We start from the raw sequence: 20,016 nt of genomic DNA, 5'->3' as shown, positions 1-20,016 counted from the left end.
CGGCACCTCATGACCGCTGGGTGAACGCCGCCAGATTCCGGGGGTGCGGGCTCTGCAGCGGCAGGTACGCCTTCCGTCGCGCCGAGTCGAGGACCGCCTCGGCGACCTCGACCGTCCTCAGCCCCTGCTCCAGGGTGACGATGTCCGTGCCCTTGCCTTCCACGGCGTCGCGGAACCGCTCGTGCTCGACGAGCAGCGGCTCGCGCTTGGGGATGGCGTACCGGACCATGTCGCCCTCGGCGGCTCCGCGGAAGTTGCTCAGTGCTTCCCACTCCGTGGCGACGGCGCCGTTGGCGTGGAAGGTGAGGTCGGCGGTGAGGGTGTCCGCGATGAAGCAGCCGTGCTCGCCGGTCACCGCCGTGAAGCGCTCCTTGAGCGGGCTGAGCCAGTTCACGAGATGGCTGACCATGGTGCCGTTGGTGAGCTCACCGACGACCGCGACCATGTCCTCGTGCGGGCGGCCGCTCTTGGAGAGGGTACGGGCCGCCACGGAAGCGTAGGGGCATCCTGTCACCCAGCTGGTGAGATCGATGTCGTGGGTCGCCAGGTCCTTGACGACACCGACGTCCGCGATGCGCTGCGGGAAGGGCCCCTGCCGCCGCGTGACCACCTGGAACGTCTCACCCAGCTCGCCCGCCTCCAGGCGCGAACGCAGGCTCTGCAACGCCGGGTTGAAGCGTTCGATGTGTCCGACCCCGGCGACCAGACCGGCCCTGTCGAAGGCGTCGGCCAGTCGTCGGGCCGCAGCCGCGGAGTGGGCGAGCGGCTTCTCGATCAGCGCGCACACGCCGTCCGCGGCCAGGGCGAGGCCGATCCCTTCGTGCAGCGAGGTGGGGCAGGCGACCACGGCGTAGTCGAGCCCGAGCGCGAGTAGTTCAGGCAGGGTGGCGACGACCGGGGCGCCACGGGCGGCGCCCGTGGGGTCTCCCGCCGGGTCCACGGCGCCGACGAGTTCGACGCCGTCGAGCGACGACAGCACCCGGGCGTGGTTGCGCCCCATCGCACCCAGACCGACAAGTCCCGCACGGAGGTTCAGCTTGCTCACCGGGCACCTCCGGCGAAGCTCACGGCCCGGGCGATGCGTTCGAGGTCGCCCTGCCCCAGGGTGGGGTGGACCGGCAGCGAGAGCACCGCGGCGGCAGCGCGGTCGGTCTCGGGCAAGGGAGGGCGGGCCGGGTCGTGGTACGGCTTCAGACGGTGGATCGGCGTCGGGTAGTACACCGCGCTGCCGATGCCCTGCCGCGCCAGTTCCTGCTGCAGGGCGTCCCTGCGGCCGTCGGGGACGGCGACGGTGTACTGGTGGTAGACGTGCCGGGCGCCATCTGCCACCTGCGGCACGGGCAGCCCTTCGATACGGGAGTCGAGCACCTTGGCGTTGGCCCGCCGCCGCTCGGTCCACGCGGGCAGCTGCTTCAGCTGCTCGCGGCCGACGGCCGCCGCGACGTCGGTCATCCGCATGTTGGCGCCGACGATCTCGTTCTCGTACCGCTGTTCCATGCCCTGGTTCCTGAGCAGCCTGAGGGTGCGGGCCAGTCGGGGATCGGCGGTGGTGATCATGCCGCCTTCGAGGGCGTGCATGTTCTTCGTCGGATAGAAGCTGAAGCATCCGGCCTGCCCGAACGTTCCGACGCTCCGGCCGTGCAGCGCGGCGCCGTGCGCCTGGCAGGCGTCCTCGACGACGGCGAGGCCGTGGCGCGCGGCGAGCGGCATCAGGTGGTCCATGGCGGCGGGGTGCCCGTACAGATGCACGGGCATCAGTGCCGCGGTACGCGGACCGATCGCCGCCGCCGCGGCGAGCGGATCGAGGCAGTAGGTGCCGGGCGTGATGTCGGCGAAGACCGGTTCGGCGCCCGCCAGGCGTACCGCGTTGGCGGTGGCGGCGAACGAGAAGGAGGGCACCACCACCTCGTCGCCCGCTCCGATGCCGAGCGCCATGAGGCTCAGCTGCAGCGCGGAAGTGCCGGAGTTGACGGCTACACAGTGACGTTCGGCGACCAGCTCCGAGAACTCTTCCTCGAAGGCGGCCACCTCAGGCCCCTGGATGACATGGCCGCTACGCAGGACGCGTACGGCGGCTTCGATCTCGGCTTCGCCGATCACGGGCCGGGCGGCCGGGATGGACAGGCTGGAACCGCACACGGGCAGTCTCCGTTCGAGAGCGAGGGAGTCGGCCTGCCTTTAACCGCAGTTCCGTGTCAGGAGTTTCTGATATCACCACCTATTAACCCGAAAGGCAGTATGCGTACGATGAGGCGATTTGCCCCGCTCTTCGGGGTGAGCGCTGCGAGCGTCAGGTCATTCGATAACGCTCGGGTAACGCGGGTGGCGCCCTGGCGAAGTCATCGACTTGGTCATGGGGTTCGACCGTTACCCCCGGCCAAAGGTTGCACGCTGCGCTACTTGAACCTCGTATGAAGGGCTTTCTAGCGTGAGGTGAACTCACGTCGAAAGCCAGGAAGTTGACCAGCCATGCGCCGAGACATACCGCCCCTCGACGAGGTACGCCGCATCACCCAGAAGAAACGGGACGCGTGGTGGACCGTGCTCCTCGTCGACCCGGTCGCCACGCCGCTGGTGCGGCTGACGGCGATGCGTACGAGGATCACCCCGAACCAGATCACCTGGGGCGCCTTCATCCTGGGTCTCGGCTCGGCCGTCCTCTTCTGGCTGGGCGACTGGCGCTGGCTCATCGCCGGCGCCGTCGTCTACCACCTGTCGTTCATCCTCGACTGCATGGACGGCAAGGTCGCCCGGCTCACCGGCCAGGGGTCGGTCTTCGGGGCCTGGCTGGACTTCGTCTTCGACCGCATCCGCGTCATGGCGTGCGGGGTCGCCCTCATGGCGGGCCAGTACGAACGCACCGGTGACGAGCTCTACATCTGGCTCGCCCTGGCCGTCGTCGGCCTCGACACCCTGCGCTACATCAACTCCCTGGAGATCTTCAAGATCCGCCACTCCATGCGCAAGCAGATCAAGGAGCGGGTCAAGGAGGCACGGCGCGCCGAGAACGCAGGGCTGGGCGAGGGCGGGAGATACGCTGCGGAGCTCGCCTTCATGGAGGACCTCCTGCGCGACAACCCCGATGCGGACACCGAGCAGGACCTCCAGAAGGCACGCTCGGCCCAGGGGATCGCGGAGGCCGCACCGCAGCCCGCGCCCCAAGTGGTCGACCTGCACCAGGAGTTCAGGAGCCGCTTCCCCGTATACCTGCGGATGCGCTCGTTCCTGCTCCGTCATCGTATCCGTACCCATCTGATCAGCGGGATCGAGTTCCAGATGGGCGTCTTCATGATCGGCCCGCTGATCGACCAGGTCCTGTGGGCGACGATCGTCTCCGGAGCGCTTCTGCTCGTCTTCGAACTCGCCATCGTCTACAAGCTGTTGCTGTCGACCCGTGACTTCACGCGCACGATCGACTCGTTCGCGGAGCGCGGCCGGCGGGCCGCGGCGGCCTGAACGCGAGAGGGTGCCCCGCCGGACCCGACGGTCCCGCGGGGCACCCCCGACGCGCACCTCGGCCCTACGCCGACGTCACACCCCCACCCTCTCGTCCGTCACGGCCGGCGGCGGGGGAGCGGCCACCTCGTCGTGCGTCAGGTCGGGCAGCCGGTGCAGCCACTTCGGCAGGTACCAGTTCCGCTCGCCGAGCAGCGCCATCACGGCGGGGAGCAGGATGCCGCGGATGACCGTTGCGTCGATGAGCACCGCGGCCGCCAGGCCCACGCCCATCTGCTTGAACGACTGCATGGACAGCGTCCCGAAGATCGCGAAGACGGCCACCATGATGACCGCCGCGCTGGTGACCACGCCCGCGGTCGTCACCACGCCGTGCGTGATGGCGTCCTTGTTCGTACGTCCCTGAAGCCGCGCCTCCCTGATCCGCGACACCACGAACACGTGGTAGTCCATGGAGAGCCCGAAGAGGATCACGAAGAGGAACAGCGGCAGCCAGGAGATGATCGCGCCCACGCCCTCCGCGCCGACCAGGGACGCGCCCCAGCCGTTCTGGAAGACGGCGACCAGGATGCCGTAAGCGGCGCCCACGGACAGCAGGTTGAGGGCGATCGAGGTGATCGCCACCGTCAGTGAGCGGAACGACAGCAGCATCAGCAGGAACGCGAAGACGACGACGAACGCGAACACCGGGACCACCGAGCCGACGATCTGGTCGTTGAAGTCCTTCGATCCCGCGACCTGTCCGGTGACGGGCGCCTCGACCCCGTCGACCTTGCCGAGCGTGTCCGGGCGCACCTGGTCCCTGATCAGCGCGAGGCTCTCCTCCGCCCTGTCCTGGTCGGAGCCGCCGACCAGCGGGACGCTGATGAACGCCACGTTCTCGCGGCCGTGCACGGTGAGGTCCACCGGGCCGCGCGAGGCGCCCGAACCGATCGCCGCCGCACGGAAGTCGGCGATCGCGCTCCGCACCTCGGGCGCGTTGATGTCGGCGGCCTTGACGACCACCTCGGCCGGCTCGGAGCCGCCGGGGAACGCGTCGTTGAGCCGGTCGTACGTCGCCACGATCGGCAGCGAGTCGCCGAACTCCTGGTCCAGGGTGAGGTTCTGGGTCTTCATACCGAGTGCCGGGGCGGTCACCGCGAGCAGGGCGCCGATCGCGACGACCACGGACACGGCGGGCCGGGCGAGGACGACGCGCAGCACCGCCTGCCAGAAACGGCTGCCCTCCGGAGCTCCGTTCCCGTTACGCCGCCTGCCGCGGTTCAGGAACGGCAGCCGCCCCTTCTCCACGCGCTCGCCGAGCAGCGAGAGCAGCGCCGGCAGCACCGTCACGGAGCCCACCATGGCGACCGCCACGACCATCAGCGAGGCGAGGCCCATCGCCTGGAACTCGGCGAGCCCCGTGAACAGCATGCCCGCCATCGCCACGCAGACCGTGACACCCGAGACGATGATGGCCCGGCCGCTCGTCGCCGCCGCCACCCGCAGCGCGGTCTGCGGGTCGTGGCCCTTCATCCGCTCCTCGCGCTCGCGCCGCAGATAGAACAGGCAGTAGTCGACGCCGACCGCGAGACCCACCAGCAGCATCACGGAGTTGGCGGTGTCGCTCATCGGCTGGAGGTGGCTGACGACGCCCATCAGGCCCATCGTCGCCATGATCGCGGTGACGGCCAGCGCGACCGGGAGGAGGGCGGCGACCAGCGCGCCGAACGCGATGAGGAGGATGCCCAGCGCGACCGGGACCGCCGAGTACTCGGCCCGCTGGAAGTCGTTGCCGAAGGCGTCCTCGAACGTCTTGCCCATGCTCGCGCCGCCGATCTCCTCGATCCGCAGCGAGCCATGGGTCCGCTGGACCTTCTCGACGGCCTTGAGTACCGGTTCCACACGGTCGCTCGCCGTGCCGGGGTCGCCGCGCATGTCGAACTGGACGAGCGCGCTGCGGCCGTCCTTGGAGATCGTCTTCGCCCGCGGGTCGTAGGGCGACGTCACGTTCGTGACGGCTCCCGTGCCCTGGACCGCCTTCACGACCTCGTCGACGGCCCGCCGGAAGCGGGCGTCCGTCGCCCGTATTTTGCCGTCCCTGCCCTGGACGAGCACGGTCTCGCCCGCGGGCTCCTCGATACCGGCGTCGTTGATGATGCGCGCCGCCTGCGTGGTCTCGCCCTGGAGCTGATCGCTGTCCGACACGTCGACGCGGCCGGCGGCCGAGCCGATCCCCATGGCCAGGACCACGAACAGCACCCAGATCCCCACGGCAGCCCATCGGTGCCGCACGCTCCAGCCGCCGGCCCGGGCCGCCAGGCCCCGTACCCGCGTGTCTCGGTTCCCCATGACGGGCTGCCCCCTTGTGTGCGGTGACAGCACCGTGCCATCACCTCCGTATCGAAGGTATGGGCCCGATAAGTGCGTCTCGTCGTGCTGCCCGGTGAGTCGGCGGGGGCCCGGCTCCTCCTTGCGGGCGGGGCGCGCTCCCCACTCAGGAGGACTCAAGTCCCCTACATCTATAGGGAATTCCCGGAGTCCGAAGTGTCGGTCGAAGCCCGAATTGTTATTACGAAGGCTTGTTGAACAAGTCACAGCTGCATGTAGGTCTTGATCTGGTCGCGTCAATCGGACAGGGTTTCGTGCCAACCCCCGGGGATCTTCCGGAGATTGCCGGGGGATGCGTGAGATCCATCAGCAAACCCCCCACAAACCCCCCCACAGAAACCACGAGGAGACCCCTCTTCATGGCAACTCACAAGCGTGCCCGCAGCACGATGAAACTCACCGCGGCGATAGCCACCGCTGCCACCGCGGTCGGAGTGACCGTCTTCGCGGGCTCCCTGGCCGGCGCCTCGACCCCGGCCGAGGGCAAGGTCTACGGGCTCGACGCCAAGGGCGCCGTCTCCGGCAGCTACATCGTGCTGCTGGACCAGAAGGCGAACACGGACGCCAAGCAGGGCCTCGCCAAGGAGTACGGCGGCAAGCTGAAGCGCGCCTACTCCTCCGCCGTCAACGGATTCTCCGTGAACGGCCTCTCGGAGACCGAGGCCAAGCGCCTCGCCGCCGACTCGTCGGTCGCCAAGGTCGTCCAGAACAAGAAATTCCACATCGACGCGACCCAGGACAACCCGCCGTCGTGGGGCCTCGACCGCATCGACCAGGCGGACACCGCGGGCGACAAGAAGTACACGTACCCGGACAGCGCCGGTGAGGGCGTGACCGCGTACGTCATCGACACCGGCGTCCGCGTCAGCCACAAGGACTTCGGCGGCCGCGCCACCTCCGGCTTCGACGCCATCGACAACGACGACAACGCCGACGACGGCAACGGCCACGGCACGCACGTCGCCGGGACCATCGCCGGTGAGGCGCACGGCGTCGCCAAGAAGGCGAAGATCGTCGCCGTCCGCGTCCTCGACAACGAGGGCTCGGGCACCACCGAGCAGGTCGTCGCGGGCATCGACTGGGTCACCAAGAACCACCAGGGCCCGTCCGTCGCCAACATGTCGCTCGGGGGCGGCGCCGACGAGGCGCTCGACGCGGCCGTGCAGAAGGCCATCGCCTCCGGCGTCACCTTCGCGGTCGCCGCGGGCAACGAGTCGGCCGACGCGTCCGCGGGCTCCCCGGCCCGCGTCAAGGAGGCCATCACCGTCGCCTCCTCCACGAAGGACGACAAGCAGTCCGACTTCTCCAACTACGGCTCCGTCGTGGACATCTACGCCCCCGGCTCGGACATCACCTCCGACTGGAACACCGGCGACGACGCCACCAACACCATCTCCGGTACGTCGATGGCGACCCCCCACGTCGTGGGCGCCGCCGCCGTCTACCTGAGCGGTCACAAGGACGCGACCCCCGCGGACGTCTCCAAGGCACTGACGGACGGTGCGACCCCCGACAAGATCTCCAACGCGAGCGAGGGCACGCCGAACAAGCTCCTCAAGATCGTCGAGTAGTACCGGCAGCACCCCTGACCGGCGGCCGCCGTGCCCTCCCCCACGGGGCGCGGCGGCCGCCTATCGTGTCCCCATGGCGACAAAGGCGTACGCGGCACTGCTCCGCGGCATCAATGTGGGCGGCAGCAAAAAGGTCCCGATGGCGCGGCTTCGCCCCCTGATCGAAGGGCTCGGGCACGGCGACGTACGGACCTATCTCCAGAGCGGCAACGCGACGTTCACCAGCGACCACGGCGACGAGGAGACTCTCGCGGCCGAGCTGAGCGAGGCCATCGAGAAGGAGTTCGGCTTCGCCGTGGACGTGATCGTCCGCGACCACGCCTACCTCGCGTCGGTCGCGGACGCGTGCCCCTTCGACGCCGGCTCGCTCGAAGGCAAACAGCTGCACGTCACCTACTTCTCCGGGCCCGTCGACCCCGAGCGGTTCGCCCCCGTCGACCCGGCCGCGTTCGCCCCCGAGGACTTCCGGCTCGGCCCGCGCGAGCTGTACCTCTACGCCCCCGAGGGCCTCGGCAGCTCCAAGCTCGCCGTCGCGCTCTCCCGGCCGGCCCTGAACAAGGGCCTCATCGCCACCAGCCGCAACTGGAACACCGTCGTCAAGCTCGTGGAGATGACCGGTGCCTGAGCTCGACGCCGCTGTCGAGGCCGCCATCGAGGGTGAACTGCGGCTGCTCGACCCGGCCGTGCGCCGTTCCCCCGAGCTGCTCGGCGCGCTGCTGCACCCCGACTACTTCGAGTTCGGCGCGTCGGGCCGCCGCTGGGACCGCGCCGCGATCATCGCCGAGCTCACCACCACGCGCGAACCGGGCATGCGGCCCCTCACCGTCTCGCGGATGAAGGGCGTGCGGCTCGCCCCCGGCCTCGTCCATCTGACCTTCGACACCGACCGCAACGGCGCCTGCGCGCACCGCAGTTCACTGTGGCGGCAAGGCGCCGAGGGGTGGCTGCTCTACTTCCATCAGGGGACACCGTTCAGCCGGGAGTGAGCACGGCGCGGTGACGTCACCGCGCCGGCTCCGAGCGGGAGCGGCGGCGGACCCCGACGGCGACGCCCGCGACGACGCAGGCCCCGATGGCTCCGGCCACCGTGACCAGGACGTACGTGGGATACATGTCGTCCCCCGACGGGTACCGCTCGCCGCAGAGCCGTACCACGTCGGGGCGGGCGCGGTCGGCCTCCAGACACACCCGGTGCCCGGCCCCGGGACTGCCGGGGCCCCGTGCCCAGCGATCTCTTGACGGTGTGCCGGCGACCCTGGACCTCGTAGGCGATCACCTGCTCGTCACCACTCTTCGGCACGTGATCGACGCCGGTGACGCGGACCGGCGCCGCGTCGATCCGCTCCGCCTGCCGCCACTGCCGGGAGGCCGAGCAGCCGCCGAGAACCGCCACGAGCAGGCAGAGGAGTCCGGCCCCCCGGAGGGCCAAGCGGGTACGCACGGGGAGCAGGCTCGCACGCCTCGGTGCGCGGAGCGCGAGAGTTTGCCCGATCGTGAGTGGCCCCTACAGCCTTCTGTGACAGGCTCGTTGGCATGCGCTACCTCATCATCGGAGCAGGAGCGGTCGGCGGCGCCATCGGCGGCCGGCTCGCACAGGCCGGGCACGACGTCGTCCTCGTCGCCCGCGGCAAGCAGTACGAGGCACTGCGGGACCACGGGCTGCGGCTCGTCACCCCCGACGGCCCGCACATCCACCGCCTCCCGGTCGTCGCCGGGCCCGAGGAGCTCGGCGAACTGAGCCCGGACGACGTCCTCGTGCTCGCCGTGAAGACCCAGGACAGCGTCGCGGCGCTCGAAGCGTGGGCCGGGCGGCCGGTCGCCGGAGGCGGCACCGCCGCCGAGCGGCTGCCGCTGGTCTGCGCGCAGAACGGAGTGGAGAGCGAGCGCCTCGCGCTGCGGCTCTTCCGGCGCGTGTACGGCGTGTGCGTGTGGCTGCCCGCCACGTTCGTCGAGCCCGGCGTCGTGTCCGCCGCGGGCACCCCGCTCACCGGCATCCTGCACATCGGCCGGTTCCCCGAGGGCACCGACGAGACCGCCCACCGCATCTCCGCCGACCTGGAGAAGTCATTCTTCGAGGCACCCGTCGTGCCCGACGTGATGCGCTGGAAGTACGCCAAGCTCCTCGGCAACCTGGCCAACGCGATCGAGGCCGTGTCCGGGGTGATCACCAGCGAGGAGGGGCTCGCCCTCCACGGGCGCGCCCGCGCGGAGGGCGAGGCCGTGCTCGGCGCGGCGGGCATCGCGTTCGCCTCCAAGGAGGAGGAGAAGGAGACCCGCGCCGAGAAGATCCGGTTCGAGCCCTTCGACGGCTCGGAACGCAGCGGCGGCTCGTCGTGGCAGTCCCTCAGCCGGGGCACGGGCACCATCGAGTCCGACTACCTCAACGGCGAGATGGGCCTGCTCGGACGGCTGCACGGCGTGCCGACCCCGGTCAACGACGCCCTGCAGTCGGTGGCCGACCGCTTCGCCCGCGAGCGTCGGCCGGCCGGGTCCATGACGATCGCGGACCTCGTGGCGGAGGCCGACGCGGCAACGCGGTAGCTGTCGCATTTCTTCAAGCCCTCGGCGGCCCCCGCGCGAGACGCTTTCCGCATGGAAACCGAGTACACCTCCATGATCGAGTACACGTCGATGAAGGAATGCGCCGCGGAGGCCGCCAGGGTCGCGCGCGGGGTCGACGCGGCGCGCCTGCCCGAGCCGAGCGGGTGCGGCGACTGGGACGTTCGCGCCCTCGTCAACCACTGGGTCCTCTACTCCGCGCACGGCCTGGAGCACCGGGCCCTGCGCAAGCAGCTCCCCGACGACCTCACGGCCCGCGACTTCACCGCCGACACCGACTGGGCCGAGGCCTACGCGGCACAGCTCGAACGGGCCGTCGCCGCCTGGTCCGACCCGCAGGTCTGGGAGGGGGAGATCGACCTGGGCTTCGCGAAGACGCCCGCACCCGAGATCGCCCGCCTGCTCGTCGCCGAACTGGCCCTCCACGGCTGGGACGTGGCCCACGCCACCGGCCAGACCTTCCAGCTCCCGGACGACACGGCCCGCCTGCTGCTCGACGTGGTCGAGGCGAACGCGGAGGAATACCGCCGGTACGACGGCTTCGCCGACGCGGTTCCGGTGCCGGCCGACGCGCCTTTGTTCCATCGGGCGGTTGCGCTCAGCGGGCGGGATCCGCGCTGAATGGCGAAGAGAGACCGAACGCCTCGCAGGACTGGATGTCTCGGAGGAACTGAATGCCTCGAAGAAGAGGGGATGAGGGGACGGCGGTCTCCTGACGCGTCGCGTCAGGCGCCCACCGCCACCAACTCCCGTACCGTCGCCGCCTCATAGCGACGCACGAGCAGCTGTGCCACCTCCGGGGCCGGGCCCAGTACGTCCGCGAGGACGTCCGCTTCACAGGCGCCGCGGGCGATGCGGTCCGGGAGGAAGCCGGGGGCCAGGACGTAGGGGGCGACCGCCACCCGGCGGACGCCCTCGGCGCGCAGTTGCGCCACGGCGTCCTCCGTGCGGGGCAGAGATGCGGAGGCGAACGCAGGTCGCACGGCGCACCAACCGGTGTGCCGCCACTCCCGCGCGATTTCAGCGATCACTGCGATCGCCTCCGGGTCGGTGGAGCCCGCCGAGGCCAGGACGACCCCGGTCGTGGGCTTGTCGGCCGGGGTGAGCCCGGCCTCGTACAGACGGCGTTCGAGCGCCGCCGTCAGGAGCGGCGAGGGGCCGAGCACCTCAGCCTGGCGGATCCGCAGCCGGGCCGGGGCCTGCCGCAGGACCGCCGGGATGTCCGCCTTCGCGTGGAACGCGCGCGTCAGGAGCAGCGGGAGCGCGACCACGTCACGCACGCCCTCCGCCGCCAGGGACTCCAGGACGCCGTTCACCGAGGGGACGTTGAAGTCCAGGAACCCCGTCTCCACGCGCAGCCCCGGCCGCAGCGCCCGTACTTCGCGTACGAGCGCGTGAACCGTCGCGGCATGGCGCGGATCGCGGCTGCCGTGAGCGATCACGAGCAGGACCGGGCGGGCGGGGCGCTGGTGCATGGCGGGGTCAGCTCCTCACCAGGAGGCCGCGGCTGCGCAGGACGCGCCGCTCCAGGGGGCTGAAGATCAGCAGGTCGATGGCGATGCCGACGATCAGGATCAGGAAGATGGCGAGGAAGACCATCGACATGGAGCTGGCGTTGCGGCCGTTCTCCAGGAGCTGGCCGAGGCCGATGCCCAGGTCCGGCGACGAGGCGATGATCTCCGCGGCCATCAGCGAGCGCCACGAGAACGCCCAGCCCTGCTTCAGACCCGCGAGATAGCCGGGCAGCGCGGCCGGAAGCACGATGTGCCAGGTGTGCCGCAGGCCCGTCGCGCCGAGGGTGCGGCCGGCCCGCAGGAACAGCGGCGGCACCTGGTCGACGCCCGACACCAGGCCGTTGGCGATCGAGGGGACCGCGCCGAGCAGGATCACGGCGTACATCATCTTGTTGTCGAGGCCCAGCCAGATCACGGCCGGCGGGACCCAGGCGACCGAGGGCAGCGACTGAAGGCCGGACAGGATCGGGCCGATCGCGGACCGGATGAACCGGACCCGGGCGACGACCAGGCCGAGCGGGGTGCCGATCGCCAGCGCCAGCAGGAAGCCGAGCAGGCCGCGCGACACACTCGTCCAGATGTAGTCGAGAAGCGTCCCCTGCAACCACGCGTCGGACACCTCGTCCCACACCGCGGACGGCGAGGGCAGCTTGCTCGGGTCGTCGACGATCTTGAACGACACCAGTCCCTGCCACACGACCAGGACCAGGAGCACCGCCGTCAGCGGCGGCAGCACCTTCTGGACCAGCGTCTGGCGCAGCGGAATGCGGGTGGTCTGGACGGTCTCCAGGGCATCGAGCCCCGCCTCGAGACCGGACATGTCGTGCCGGCCACCGTCCTTGACGGCGGCCGGGCCCGCGCCCTCAGTCACGGTCGTCGTCTCAGTGCTGGCCATGGCGGCGGATCTCCCCACGCAGTTGTTCGGTGATCTCGACGGACAGTTCCGCCACTGCGGTGTCCTCGATGCGGCGCGGCTGCGGAATGTCGACCCGCCACTCGTGCGCCACCCGGCCCGGCCGCGAAGAGAGCAGTACGACCCGCTCGGCGAGCCGTACCGCCTCGCGGACGTTGTGCGTGACGAACAGGACGGAGACGTTCGTCTCGCGCCAGATACGGGTCAGCTCGTCGTGCAGCACGTCGCGCGTGATGGCATCGAGCGCGGCGAACGGCTCGTCCATCAGCAGCAGCCGGCTGTCCTGCGCGAGCGCCCGCGCCAACGCCACGCGCTGGCGCATACCGCCGGACAGCTCGTGCACGCGCTTGCCGTACGCGCCGTTCAGCCGGACGAGCTCCAGGAGCTCCTCCGCCCGCGTGCGGCGGTCCGCCTTCGCGACGCCGCGCAGCTTCAGGGCCAGTTCGATGTTCTTGCCCGCGGTCAGCCACGGGAAGAGGGCGTGCTCCTGGAACATCAGGGCCGGCCGGCCCTGCGTGCTGATCTCGCCGGACGAGGGCCGGTCGAGGCCCGCGACCAGGTTGAGCAGCGTCGACTTCCCGCAGCCCGAGGCTCCCAGGAGGGTGACGAACTCGCCCGGAGCGACATCGAGCGTGATGTCGTCCAGGACGAGCTGCTGCCCGGCGGGCGTGGCGAAGGACTTCGAGACGTGCTCGATCCGCGCGGCGGGGCCGGTGGTCTGCGTGCCGCCGTCCGCGGCCTTGGCGAGGGTCGTTGCCATGGTCGTCACCTCCTGGGAACTCAAGCGATTACGGGCTTGGCCGACGCGGTTACTTGACGCCGAGGCCGGCGTCGGGGACCGCGCCCTTGCCCTCGGCCTTGAGGACCTTGTTCAGCGGCGCGAGGTCGTAGATGCCGTTCAGGTCGGGCTTCTCCAGCAGGCCCGCCTTCACCGCGTGCGCCGCCTCGGTGTCGAGGGTCGAGGCCAGCGGGTCGTCGGTGAACTGGATCGACTTCCACGCCGGGTCGAGCACGCTCGTGGGCAGCGCCTTGCCGGAGTCGGCCGCCAGCTGCTTGTTGGCCGCGGCCTTCGCCTCGTCCGGGTTGGCGTTGATCCACGCGTTGGTCTTCACCGAGCCGCGCAGCACGGCCTCGACGACGTCCGGGTGCTCCTTGAGGAACTTCTGCGACACGATGATGTTCGTGATCACGAACTTCTTGTCGGGCCACAGGTCGGACTCGTCGAGGAGGACCTTGCCGCCCTCGGCCACGAGCTTGGAAGCGGTCGGCTCCGGCACCCAGGCGCCGTCGATGGAGCCGGACTTGTAGGCGTCCGGGGTGATCTTGTTGTCCGTACGGACCACGGAGACGTCGCCCTTGCCGCTGTTGGCGTCGACCTTCCAGCCCTTCTCGGCGATCCAGTTGAGGAACGCGACGTCCTGCGTGTTGCCGAGCTGCGGGGTGGCGATCTTCTTGCCCTTGACGTCGTCCAGGGACTTGATCGTCTTCGGGTTCACCACGAGCTTCACCCCGCCCGACGCCGAACCGCCGATGATGCGCAGGCTCTTGCCCTGGGACTTGGTGAAGCCGTTGATCGACGGCGAGGGGCCGATCCAGCCGATGTCGATGGAGCCGCCGTTGAGCGCCTCGATCTCGGACGGGCCCGCGTTGAAGATCTGGTACTGGGCCTGCGTGCCCTTGAGCTCCTTCTGGAAGAAGCCCTTCTGGTTGCCCACGAGGGCGGTGCCGTGCGTCAGGTTGCCGAAGTAACCGATCTTCACGGTGTCGGCGGAGAGCTTCTTGCCCTTCGCGGCGACGTTCGTCTTGTCGGACGTGTCGTCCTTGGCCGTGGAGCCGTAGCCGCAGGCCGTCGCGGCGAGCGCGAGGAGCGGCAGGGCGGCGACGGCGGCGAGGCCGCGGCGCCAGGAGGCGGAGTTGGCAGGCACGGGAGGTGGTCCTCTCGTTGGCCCGGCGGTCACGCTCTCAGGGCGTGGCCGGGAGGTCGGCAGGGTTTTGTCTTCGTACGAACAGGTCGCGGGGGGTGTGGGCGCGCAGGCAGTGCGCGTACGTCAGCACGCACATCGCCCGACCCCGCCCTGGCCCGCGCCGAGGGTGCCGCTGCCGACGCGGCCGCCCTCTTTCGCGAACGTCGCGTAGATGTCGATGGACGTCATGACTAGAAGTCCCAGCCTTCGTCGTCGGTGGCCTGCGCGGACTCTTCCGCGTGGACCGCCTGCGGCTTGCCGCCGAACGCCTCGCCCGCCATGCCGGCGGCGAGCGTCGTCCCGTCGGCCGGGTCGATGAGGAGGAACGAACCGGTGCGGCGTGAGTCGGCGTAGTCGTCGAGCGCGATCGGCTCGGCGGTGCGGACCTTGACGCGGCCGATGTCGTTGGCGACCAGCTGCCCCGGCTCGGGGTGCTGGGACAGGTCGTCCAGGGTGAGCCGCGAGGGGATCTCCTTGACGATCGCCTTGACCGTGCGCGTCGTGTGCTTGAGAAGCACGCGCTGGCCGACGGCGAGAGGCTGGTCGGCCACGTGGCAGACGGTCGCCTCGACGTCCTGCGAGGTGGCGGGCGCGTCGCCGCTCGGCACGATCAGGTCGCCGCGCGAGATGTCGATGTCGTCCTCCAGGAGGAGGGTCACCGACTGCGGCGTCCACGCCACGTCGACCGACTTGCCCAGCAGGTCGATCCCGGAGACCTTCGACGTGCGGCCCGACGGGAGCACCGTGACGGACTCGCCGACGCGGAACGTGCCGGCCGCGATCTGGCCCGCGTAACCGCGGTAGTCGGGGTGTTCGGCGGTCTGCGGGCGGATGACGACCTGGACGGGCAGCCGCGCGTGGCAGCTCGTCAGGTCGTGGCTGACCGGGACCGTCTCCAGGTGCTCTAGGACGGTCGGGCCGCCGTACCAGTCCATGTTCGCGGACGGCTCCACGACGTTGTCACCGGCGAGCGCGGAGATCGGGATCGCGGTGATCTCGGGAACGCCGAGGTCGGACGCGTACGCCGTGAACTCCTCGGCGATCTTCGCGAAGACGGGTTCCGCGTAGTCGACGAGGTCCATCTTGTTCACCGCGAGCACCACGTGCGGGACGCGCAGGAGCGCGGCGACGGCGGCGTGCCGGCGGGTCTGCTCGATGACGCCGTTGCGGGCGTCGACGAGGACGACGGCGAGGTCGGCGGTGGACGCGCCGGTCACCATGTTCCGGGTGTACTGCACATGGCCCGGGGTGTCGGCCAGGATGAACCGGCGCCGGGGCGTGGCGAAGTAGCGGTAGGCGACGTCGATGGTGATGCCCTGCTCGCGCTCGGCACGCAGGCCGTCGGTGAGCAGCGCCAGGTCGGGCGCCTCCTGACCGCGGTTGCGGGACGCGTGCTCGACGGCCTCCAGCTGGTCCGTGAGGACCGACTTGGAGTCGTGCAGCAGGCGGCCCACGAGGGTGGACTTGCCGTCGTCGACGGAACCGGCGGTGGCGAACCGCAGCAGGGTGGTGGCCGACAGGTCGGCCAACTGCTCTGTGGTGGTGCTCATTTAGAAATACCCCTCGCGCTTGCGGTCTTCCATCGCGGCCTCGGACATCTTGTCGTCGGCGCGGGTCGCGCCCCGCTCGGTGAGCCGGGAGGCGGCGATCTCGGTGATCACGGCGTCCAGCGTCGTAGCGTCGGAGTCGACGGCGCCGGTGCACGACATGTCGCCGACCGTGCGGTAGCGGACGAGGCGCTTCTCGACGCTCTCGCCCTCCTTGGGGCCGCCCCACTCACCGGCGGTCAGCCACATGCCGGAGCGCTTGAAGACGTCCCGCTCGTGCGCAAAGTAGATCTCCGGCAGCTCGATGCTCTCGCGGGCGATGTACTGCCACACGTCGAGCTCGGTCCAGTTGGACAGCGGGAAGACGCGCACGTGCTCGCCGGGGGCGTGGCGGCCGTTGTACAGCTGCCACAGCTCGGGGCGCTGGCGGCGCGGGTCCCACTGGGAGAACTCGTCGCGCAGGGAGAACACGCGCTCCTTGGCGCGGGCCTTCTCCTCGTCGCGGCGGCCGCCGCCGAAGACGGCGTCGAAGCGCTCCGCCTGGATCCTCTCCGTCAGCGGCACCGTCTGGAGCGGGTTGCGCACCCCGTCGGGACGCTCCTTGAGGGCGCCCCGGTCGATGTACTCCTGCACGGAAGCGACGTGCAGCCGCAGCCCGTGCTCGGCGACGGCGCGGTCGCGGTACTCGAGAACCTCGGGGAAGTTGTGCCCGGTGTCGACGTGCAGCAGCGTGAACGGCACCGGCGCCGGCGCGAACGCCTTGAGCGCCAGGTGCAGCATCACGATGGAGTCCTTGCCGCCGGAGAAGAGGATCACCGGCCGCTCGAACTCGCCCGCGACCTCACGGAAGATGTGCACGGCCTCGGACTCGAGGGCGTCCAGGTGCGAGAGCGCGTACGGGCTGTCGGTCTCTTCGCCGGTGGTGGGTGCGACGGTCGTCATGAGAGACCCCTCTCGGTGAGCAGCGCGTAGAGCGCCGCCGCGGACTCCTGCACGGTCTGGGTGTGCGACTCGATGCGCAGGTCGGGCGATTCGGGTGCCTCGTACGGGTCGTCGACCCCGGTCAGCCCGGAGATCTCGCCCGCCGCCTGCTTCGCGTACAGGCCCTTCACGTCGCGCACGGAGCACACCTCGACGGGCGTGGCCACGTGCACCTCCAGGTAGCCGGTGCCGCCGGCCTGGTGGCGCTTGCGCACCGCCTCGCGGCTGTCCGCGAACGGCGCGATCACCGGGACGAGCGTCAACACGCCGTTACGGGCGAGGAGTTCGGCGAGGAAGCCGATGCGCTGCACGTTCGTGTCGCGGTCCGCGCGGCTGAAGCCGAGGCCCGCCGAGAGGAACTCGCGGATCTCGTCCCCGTCGAGCACCTCGACGCGGCGGCCGTCGGTGCGCAGCCGCTCGGCGAGCTCGTTGGCGATGGTGGTCTTGCCCGCGCTCGGCAGACCCGTGAGCCAGACGGTGGCTCCGGTCACTTGCTTCTCCAAAGTCTCTGTGGTTCCGGGCATCAGCCGTGGATCCCGCACTCGGTCTTGTTGCGTCCTGCCCAGCGGCCGGCCCGCGCGTCCTCGCCCTCGAGCAGGCGCCGGGTGCAGGGGGCGCAGCCCACAGACCCGTAGCCGTCCATGAGCAGGGGGTTGGTCAGCACACCGTGCTCGGCGACGTACGCCTCGACGTCGTCGTGCGTCCAGCGGGCGATCGGCGAGACCTTCACCTTGCGGCGCTTCTCGTCCCAGCCGACGACCGGGGTGTTCGCCCGCGTCGGGGACTCGTCGCGGCGCAGTCCCGTGGCCCACGCCGTGTACGAACTCAGGCCGTCCTCAAGGGGCTTGACCTTGCGCATGGCGCAGCACAGGTCGGGGTCGCGGTCGTGCAGCTTCGGCCCGAACTCGGCGTCCTGCTCGGCGACGGTCTGCCGGGGCGTGAGCGTGATGACGTTCACGTCCATCACGGCCTCGACGGCGTCCCGGGTGCCGATGGTCTCCTCGAAGTGGTAGCCGGTGTCGAGGAAGACGACGTCCACGCCGGGCCTGGCGCGCGAGGCGAGGTGGGCGACGACCGCGTCCTCCATGGAGGAGGTCACGCAGAAGCGCTTGCCGAACGTGTCGACCGCCCACTCAAGGATTTCCAGGGCGGACGCGTCCTCCAGGTCGCGCCCGGCCCGCTCCGCAAGTTCCCGCAGGTCGGGCTCGGTCCGGTCGGCGACCTCAGTGGACTGAGTGGTCGTCATATGTCTTCCCCTCCACCGTCGTTGCGCTGAACTCCCCGGGTCAGCAGCCCGAGGAACTTCAACTGGAAGGCCCGATTGCACGCCGCGCATTCCCACGCGCCGTGCCCGGTCTCGTTCGGACGCAGATCCTCGTCGCCGCAGTAGGGGCAGTAGAACGGGGCGGCTCGCTCGCTCACGACAGAGCCTCCTCGGACGCGCGCGCCGTCCACGTGGCGAAGCGCTCGCCGTCCTCGCGCTCAGCCTGGAAGCGCTTGAGGACCCGCTCGACGTAGTCGGGGAGCTCGGCGGCGGTGACCTTCAGGCCGCGGACCTTGCGGCCGAACCCGGCCTCGAGGCCCAGCGCGCCGCCCAGGTGCACCTGGTAGCCCTCGACCTGGTTGCCGTCTGCGTCCAGCATCAGCTGGCCCTTGAGGCCGATGTCCGCGACCTGGATACGGGCGCAGGCGTTGGGGCAGCCGTTGATGTTGATCGTGAGGGGCTCGTCGAACTCCGGGACGCGGCGTTCCAGTTCGTCGATCAGCGAGGCGCCGCGCGCCTTCGTCTCGACGATCGCGAGCTTGCAGAACTCGATGCCGGTGCAGGCCATGGTGCCGCGCCGGAAGGGGGACGCGTTGACCTTCAGGTCCAGCGCCTCCAGCTCGGCCACCAGCGACTCGACCTGGTCCTCGGCCACGTCGAGCACGATCATCTTCTGCTCGGCGGTGGTGCGCAGCCGGCCGGAGCCGTGGGCGCCCGCGATCTCGGCGATCTTGGTGAGGGTCGTGCCGTCCACGCGGCCGACGCGGGGCGCGAAGCCGACGTAGAAGAGGCCGTCCTTCTGGGGGTGCACGCCGAGGTGGTCGCGCCAGGTGCCGGCGGGCTGCTCGGGTGCGGGCCCGTCGACCAGCTTCCGCTGGAGGTACTCGTCCTCCAGGACCTGCCGGAACTTCTCGGTGCCCCAGTCGGCGAGCAGGAACTTCAGGCGGGCGCGGGTGCGCAGGCGGCGGTAGCCGTAGTCGCGGAAGATGCCGATGACGCCGCCGTACACGTCCGGCACCTCGTCGAGCGGCACCCAGGCGCCGAGGCGCTGGCCCAGCTTGGGGTTGGTGGACAGCCCGCCGCCGACCCAGAGGTCGAAGCCGGGGCCGTGCTCGGGGTGGTTCACGCCGACGAACGCGATGTCGTTGATCTCGTGCGCCACGTCGAGCTGCGGGGATCCGGAGATCGCCGTCTTGAACTTGCGCGGCAGGTTCGAGAATTCAGGGTTGCCGATGAAGCGCCGCTGGATCTCGTCGATGGCGGGCGTGCCGTCGATGATCTCGTCGGCGGCGACCCCGGCGACGGGCGAGCCGAGGATGACGCGGGGCGTGTCACCGCAGGCCTCGGTGGTGGAGAGCCCGACCGCTTCGAGGCGCCGCCAGATCTCCGGCACGTCCTCGATGCGGATCCAGTGGTACTGGATGTTCTGCCGGTCGGTGATGTCGGCGGTCCCGCGGGCGAACTCCTGCGAGATCTCGCCGATGACGCGCAGCTGCTCGGTGGTCAGCCGGCCGCCGTCGATGCGGACGCGGAGCATGAAGTACTCGTCGTCCAGCTCCTCCGGCTCCAGGATCGCGGTCTTGCCGCCGTCGATCCCGGGCTTGCGCTGGGTGTAGAGCCCCCACCAGCGCATGCGGCCCCTGAGGTCGTTGGGGTCGATGGAGTCGAAGCCGCGCTTCGAGTAGATCGTCTCAATGCGTGTCCGCACATTGAGACCGTCGTCGTCCTTCTTGAACTGCTCGTTGCCGTTGAGCGGCGTGAAGTGACCCACGGCCCACTGGCCCTCGCCGCGGTGACGGCTCACCTTGCGGCGCGGCGCGGCGGTCGTGGGCTTTTCAGGGGTGGCAGCCATGGGTGTACGTCCTTCAGGCGGGCGG

Annotated in this window: 20 protein-coding genes; 6 read left to right on the top strand and 14 right to left on the bottom strand. The window is 70.3% G+C overall.

Translation table 11 applies throughout. The annotated features are described in order from the left end of the window. Nucleotides 1-7 precede the first annotated feature (7 nt). Both OG456_RS08020 and OG456_RS08015 read right to left on the bottom strand, forming a co-directional pair. Nucleotides 8-1,000 (bottom strand): Gfo/Idh/MocA family protein, encoded by a 993-nt coding sequence (locus tag OG456_RS08020; protein ID WP_266569115.1) that lies wholly within the window; start codon nucleotides 998-1,000, stop codon nucleotides 8-10. Between the two features lie 41 nt (nucleotides 1,001-1,041). Further along, on the bottom strand, nucleotides 1,042-2,139 hold the full coding sequence (locus OG456_RS08015) for a DegT/DnrJ/EryC1/StrS aminotransferase family protein (protein WP_266558635.1): 1,098 nt from the start codon (nucleotides 2,137-2,139) through the stop codon (nucleotides 1,042-1,044). A gap of 330 nt (nucleotides 2,140-2,469) precedes the next feature. On the opposite strand from OG456_RS08015, the gene OG456_RS08010 reads away from it, so the two are divergent. After that, nucleotides 2,470-3,456, top strand: a complete 987-nt coding sequence (locus tag OG456_RS08010) for a CDP-alcohol phosphatidyltransferase family protein (RefSeq protein ID WP_266558633.1) — start codon at nucleotides 2,470-2,472, stop codon at nucleotides 3,454-3,456. A 75-nt stretch (nucleotides 3,457-3,531) separates the two neighbouring features. On the opposite strand, the gene OG456_RS08005 is transcribed toward OG456_RS08010, so the two are convergent. Continuing rightward, on the bottom strand, nucleotides 3,532-5,787 hold the full coding sequence (locus tag OG456_RS08005; RefSeq protein WP_266558631.1) for an MMPL family transporter: 2,256 nt from the start codon (nucleotides 5,785-5,787) through the stop codon (nucleotides 3,532-3,534). A 398-nt stretch (nucleotides 5,788-6,185) separates the two neighbouring features. Between OG456_RS08005 and OG456_RS08000 the strand changes: the two genes are divergently transcribed. From OG456_RS08000 to OG456_RS07990, 3 genes are all read left to right on the top strand, one after another. Beyond that, entirely contained in the window at nucleotides 6,186-7,397 is a 1,212-nt protein-coding gene (locus OG456_RS08000; protein ID WP_266558629.1) for a S8 family peptidase, read from the top strand. 73 nt (nucleotides 7,398-7,470) lie between these two features. Further along, nucleotides 7,471-8,022: a DUF1697 domain-containing protein gene (locus OG456_RS07995; protein WP_266558627.1), complete on the top strand. Its 552-nt coding sequence runs from the start codon at nucleotides 7,471-7,473 to the stop codon at nucleotides 8,020-8,022. Beyond that, nucleotides 8,015-8,383 carry a nuclear transport factor 2 family protein gene (locus tag OG456_RS07990; RefSeq protein WP_266558625.1) on the top strand — a complete coding sequence of 123 codons (369 nt, stop codon included), beginning with the start codon at nucleotides 8,015-8,017 and terminating at the stop codon, nucleotides 8,381-8,383. The genes OG456_RS07995 and OG456_RS07990 overlap by 8 nt, the downstream gene beginning before the upstream one ends. 16 nt (nucleotides 8,384-8,399) lie before the next feature. Here the strand turns inward: OG456_RS07990 and OG456_RS07985 are convergent, their stop codons facing one another. Next, nucleotides 8,400-8,585: a hypothetical protein gene (locus OG456_RS07985; RefSeq protein ID WP_266558623.1), complete on the bottom strand. Its 186-nt coding sequence runs from the start codon at nucleotides 8,583-8,585 to the stop codon at nucleotides 8,400-8,402. Between the two features lie 345 nt (nucleotides 8,586-8,930). Here OG456_RS07985 and OG456_RS07980 point away from each other — a divergent pair, with 345 nt between their 5' ends. Beyond that, nucleotides 8,931-9,938, top strand: a complete 1,008-nt coding sequence (locus OG456_RS07980) for a ketopantoate reductase family protein (RefSeq protein ID WP_266558621.1) — start codon at nucleotides 8,931-8,933, stop codon at nucleotides 9,936-9,938. Nucleotides 9,939-9,989: 51 nt separating this feature from the next. Then, the gene (locus tag OG456_RS07975; protein WP_266558619.1) at nucleotides 9,990-10,577 is read left to right on the top strand and encodes a TIGR03086 family metal-binding protein; all 588 of its coding nucleotides are present in this window, start codon (nucleotides 9,990-9,992) and stop codon (nucleotides 10,575-10,577) included. 104 nt (nucleotides 10,578-10,681) lie between these two features. Here OG456_RS07975 and OG456_RS07970 read toward each other — a convergent pair whose 3' ends face one another. The 10 genes from OG456_RS07970 to OG456_RS07925 form a co-directional block, all read right to left on the bottom strand. Then, on the bottom strand, nucleotides 10,682-11,431 hold the full coding sequence (locus OG456_RS07970) for a sirohydrochlorin chelatase (protein ID WP_266558618.1): 750 nt from the start codon (nucleotides 11,429-11,431) through the stop codon (nucleotides 10,682-10,684). Between the two features lie 7 nt (nucleotides 11,432-11,438). Then, nucleotides 11,439-12,365 carry an ABC transporter permease gene (locus OG456_RS07965; protein ID WP_266558616.1) on the bottom strand — a complete coding sequence of 309 codons (927 nt, stop codon included), beginning with the start codon at nucleotides 12,363-12,365 and terminating at the stop codon, nucleotides 11,439-11,441. Then, nucleotides 12,352-13,143, bottom strand: a complete 792-nt coding sequence (locus OG456_RS07960) for an ABC transporter ATP-binding protein (protein ID WP_266558614.1) — start codon at nucleotides 13,141-13,143, stop codon at nucleotides 12,352-12,354. The genes OG456_RS07965 and OG456_RS07960 overlap by 14 nt, the downstream gene beginning before the upstream one ends. 49 nt (nucleotides 13,144-13,192) lie before the next feature. Beyond that, on the bottom strand, nucleotides 13,193-14,308 hold the full coding sequence (locus tag OG456_RS07955) for an aliphatic sulfonate ABC transporter substrate-binding protein (protein WP_266558612.1): 1,116 nt from the start codon (nucleotides 14,306-14,308) through the stop codon (nucleotides 13,193-13,195). A 230-nt stretch (nucleotides 14,309-14,538) separates the two neighbouring features. Then, the gene (locus tag OG456_RS07950) at nucleotides 14,539-15,897 is read right to left on the bottom strand and encodes a sulfate adenylyltransferase subunit 1 (protein WP_266558610.1); all 1,359 of its coding nucleotides are present in this window, start codon (nucleotides 15,895-15,897) and stop codon (nucleotides 14,539-14,541) included. Next, nucleotides 15,898-16,836, bottom strand: a complete 939-nt coding sequence (cysD, locus tag OG456_RS07945; protein ID WP_266558608.1) for a sulfate adenylyltransferase subunit CysD — start codon at nucleotides 16,834-16,836, stop codon at nucleotides 15,898-15,900. Further along, complete coding sequence (gene cysC, locus OG456_RS07940; protein WP_266558606.1) at nucleotides 16,833-17,399, bottom strand: adenylyl-sulfate kinase; 567 nt, start codon at nucleotides 17,397-17,399, stop codon at nucleotides 16,833-16,835. Before cysC ends, cysD begins: the two co-directional genes overlap by 4 nt. Then, entirely contained in the window at nucleotides 17,399-18,121 is a 723-nt protein-coding gene (locus tag OG456_RS07935) for a phosphoadenylyl-sulfate reductase (protein WP_266558604.1), read from the bottom strand. Before OG456_RS07935 ends, cysC begins: the two co-directional genes overlap by 1 nt. Continuing rightward, nucleotides 18,118-18,297: a hypothetical protein gene (locus OG456_RS07930; protein ID WP_100591340.1), complete on the bottom strand. Its 180-nt coding sequence runs from the start codon at nucleotides 18,295-18,297 to the stop codon at nucleotides 18,118-18,120. The genes OG456_RS07935 and OG456_RS07930 overlap by 4 nt, the downstream gene beginning before the upstream one ends. Then, on the bottom strand, nucleotides 18,294-19,991 hold the full coding sequence (locus OG456_RS07925) for a nitrite/sulfite reductase (RefSeq protein ID WP_266558601.1): 1,698 nt from the start codon (nucleotides 19,989-19,991) through the stop codon (nucleotides 18,294-18,296). The genes OG456_RS07930 and OG456_RS07925 overlap by 4 nt, the downstream gene beginning before the upstream one ends. Nucleotides 19,992-20,016 lie beyond the last annotated feature (25 nt).

Origin of the sequence: Streptomyces sp. NBC_01446, from assembly GCF_026340095.1 — a bacterium.
Taxonomy (GTDB): Bacteria; Actinomycetota; Actinomycetes; order Streptomycetales; family Streptomycetaceae; genus Streptomyces; species Streptomyces aureus.
Note: the sequence above shows the minus strand (reverse complement) of the source record. Positions and strands in the feature narration are given on the sequence as shown.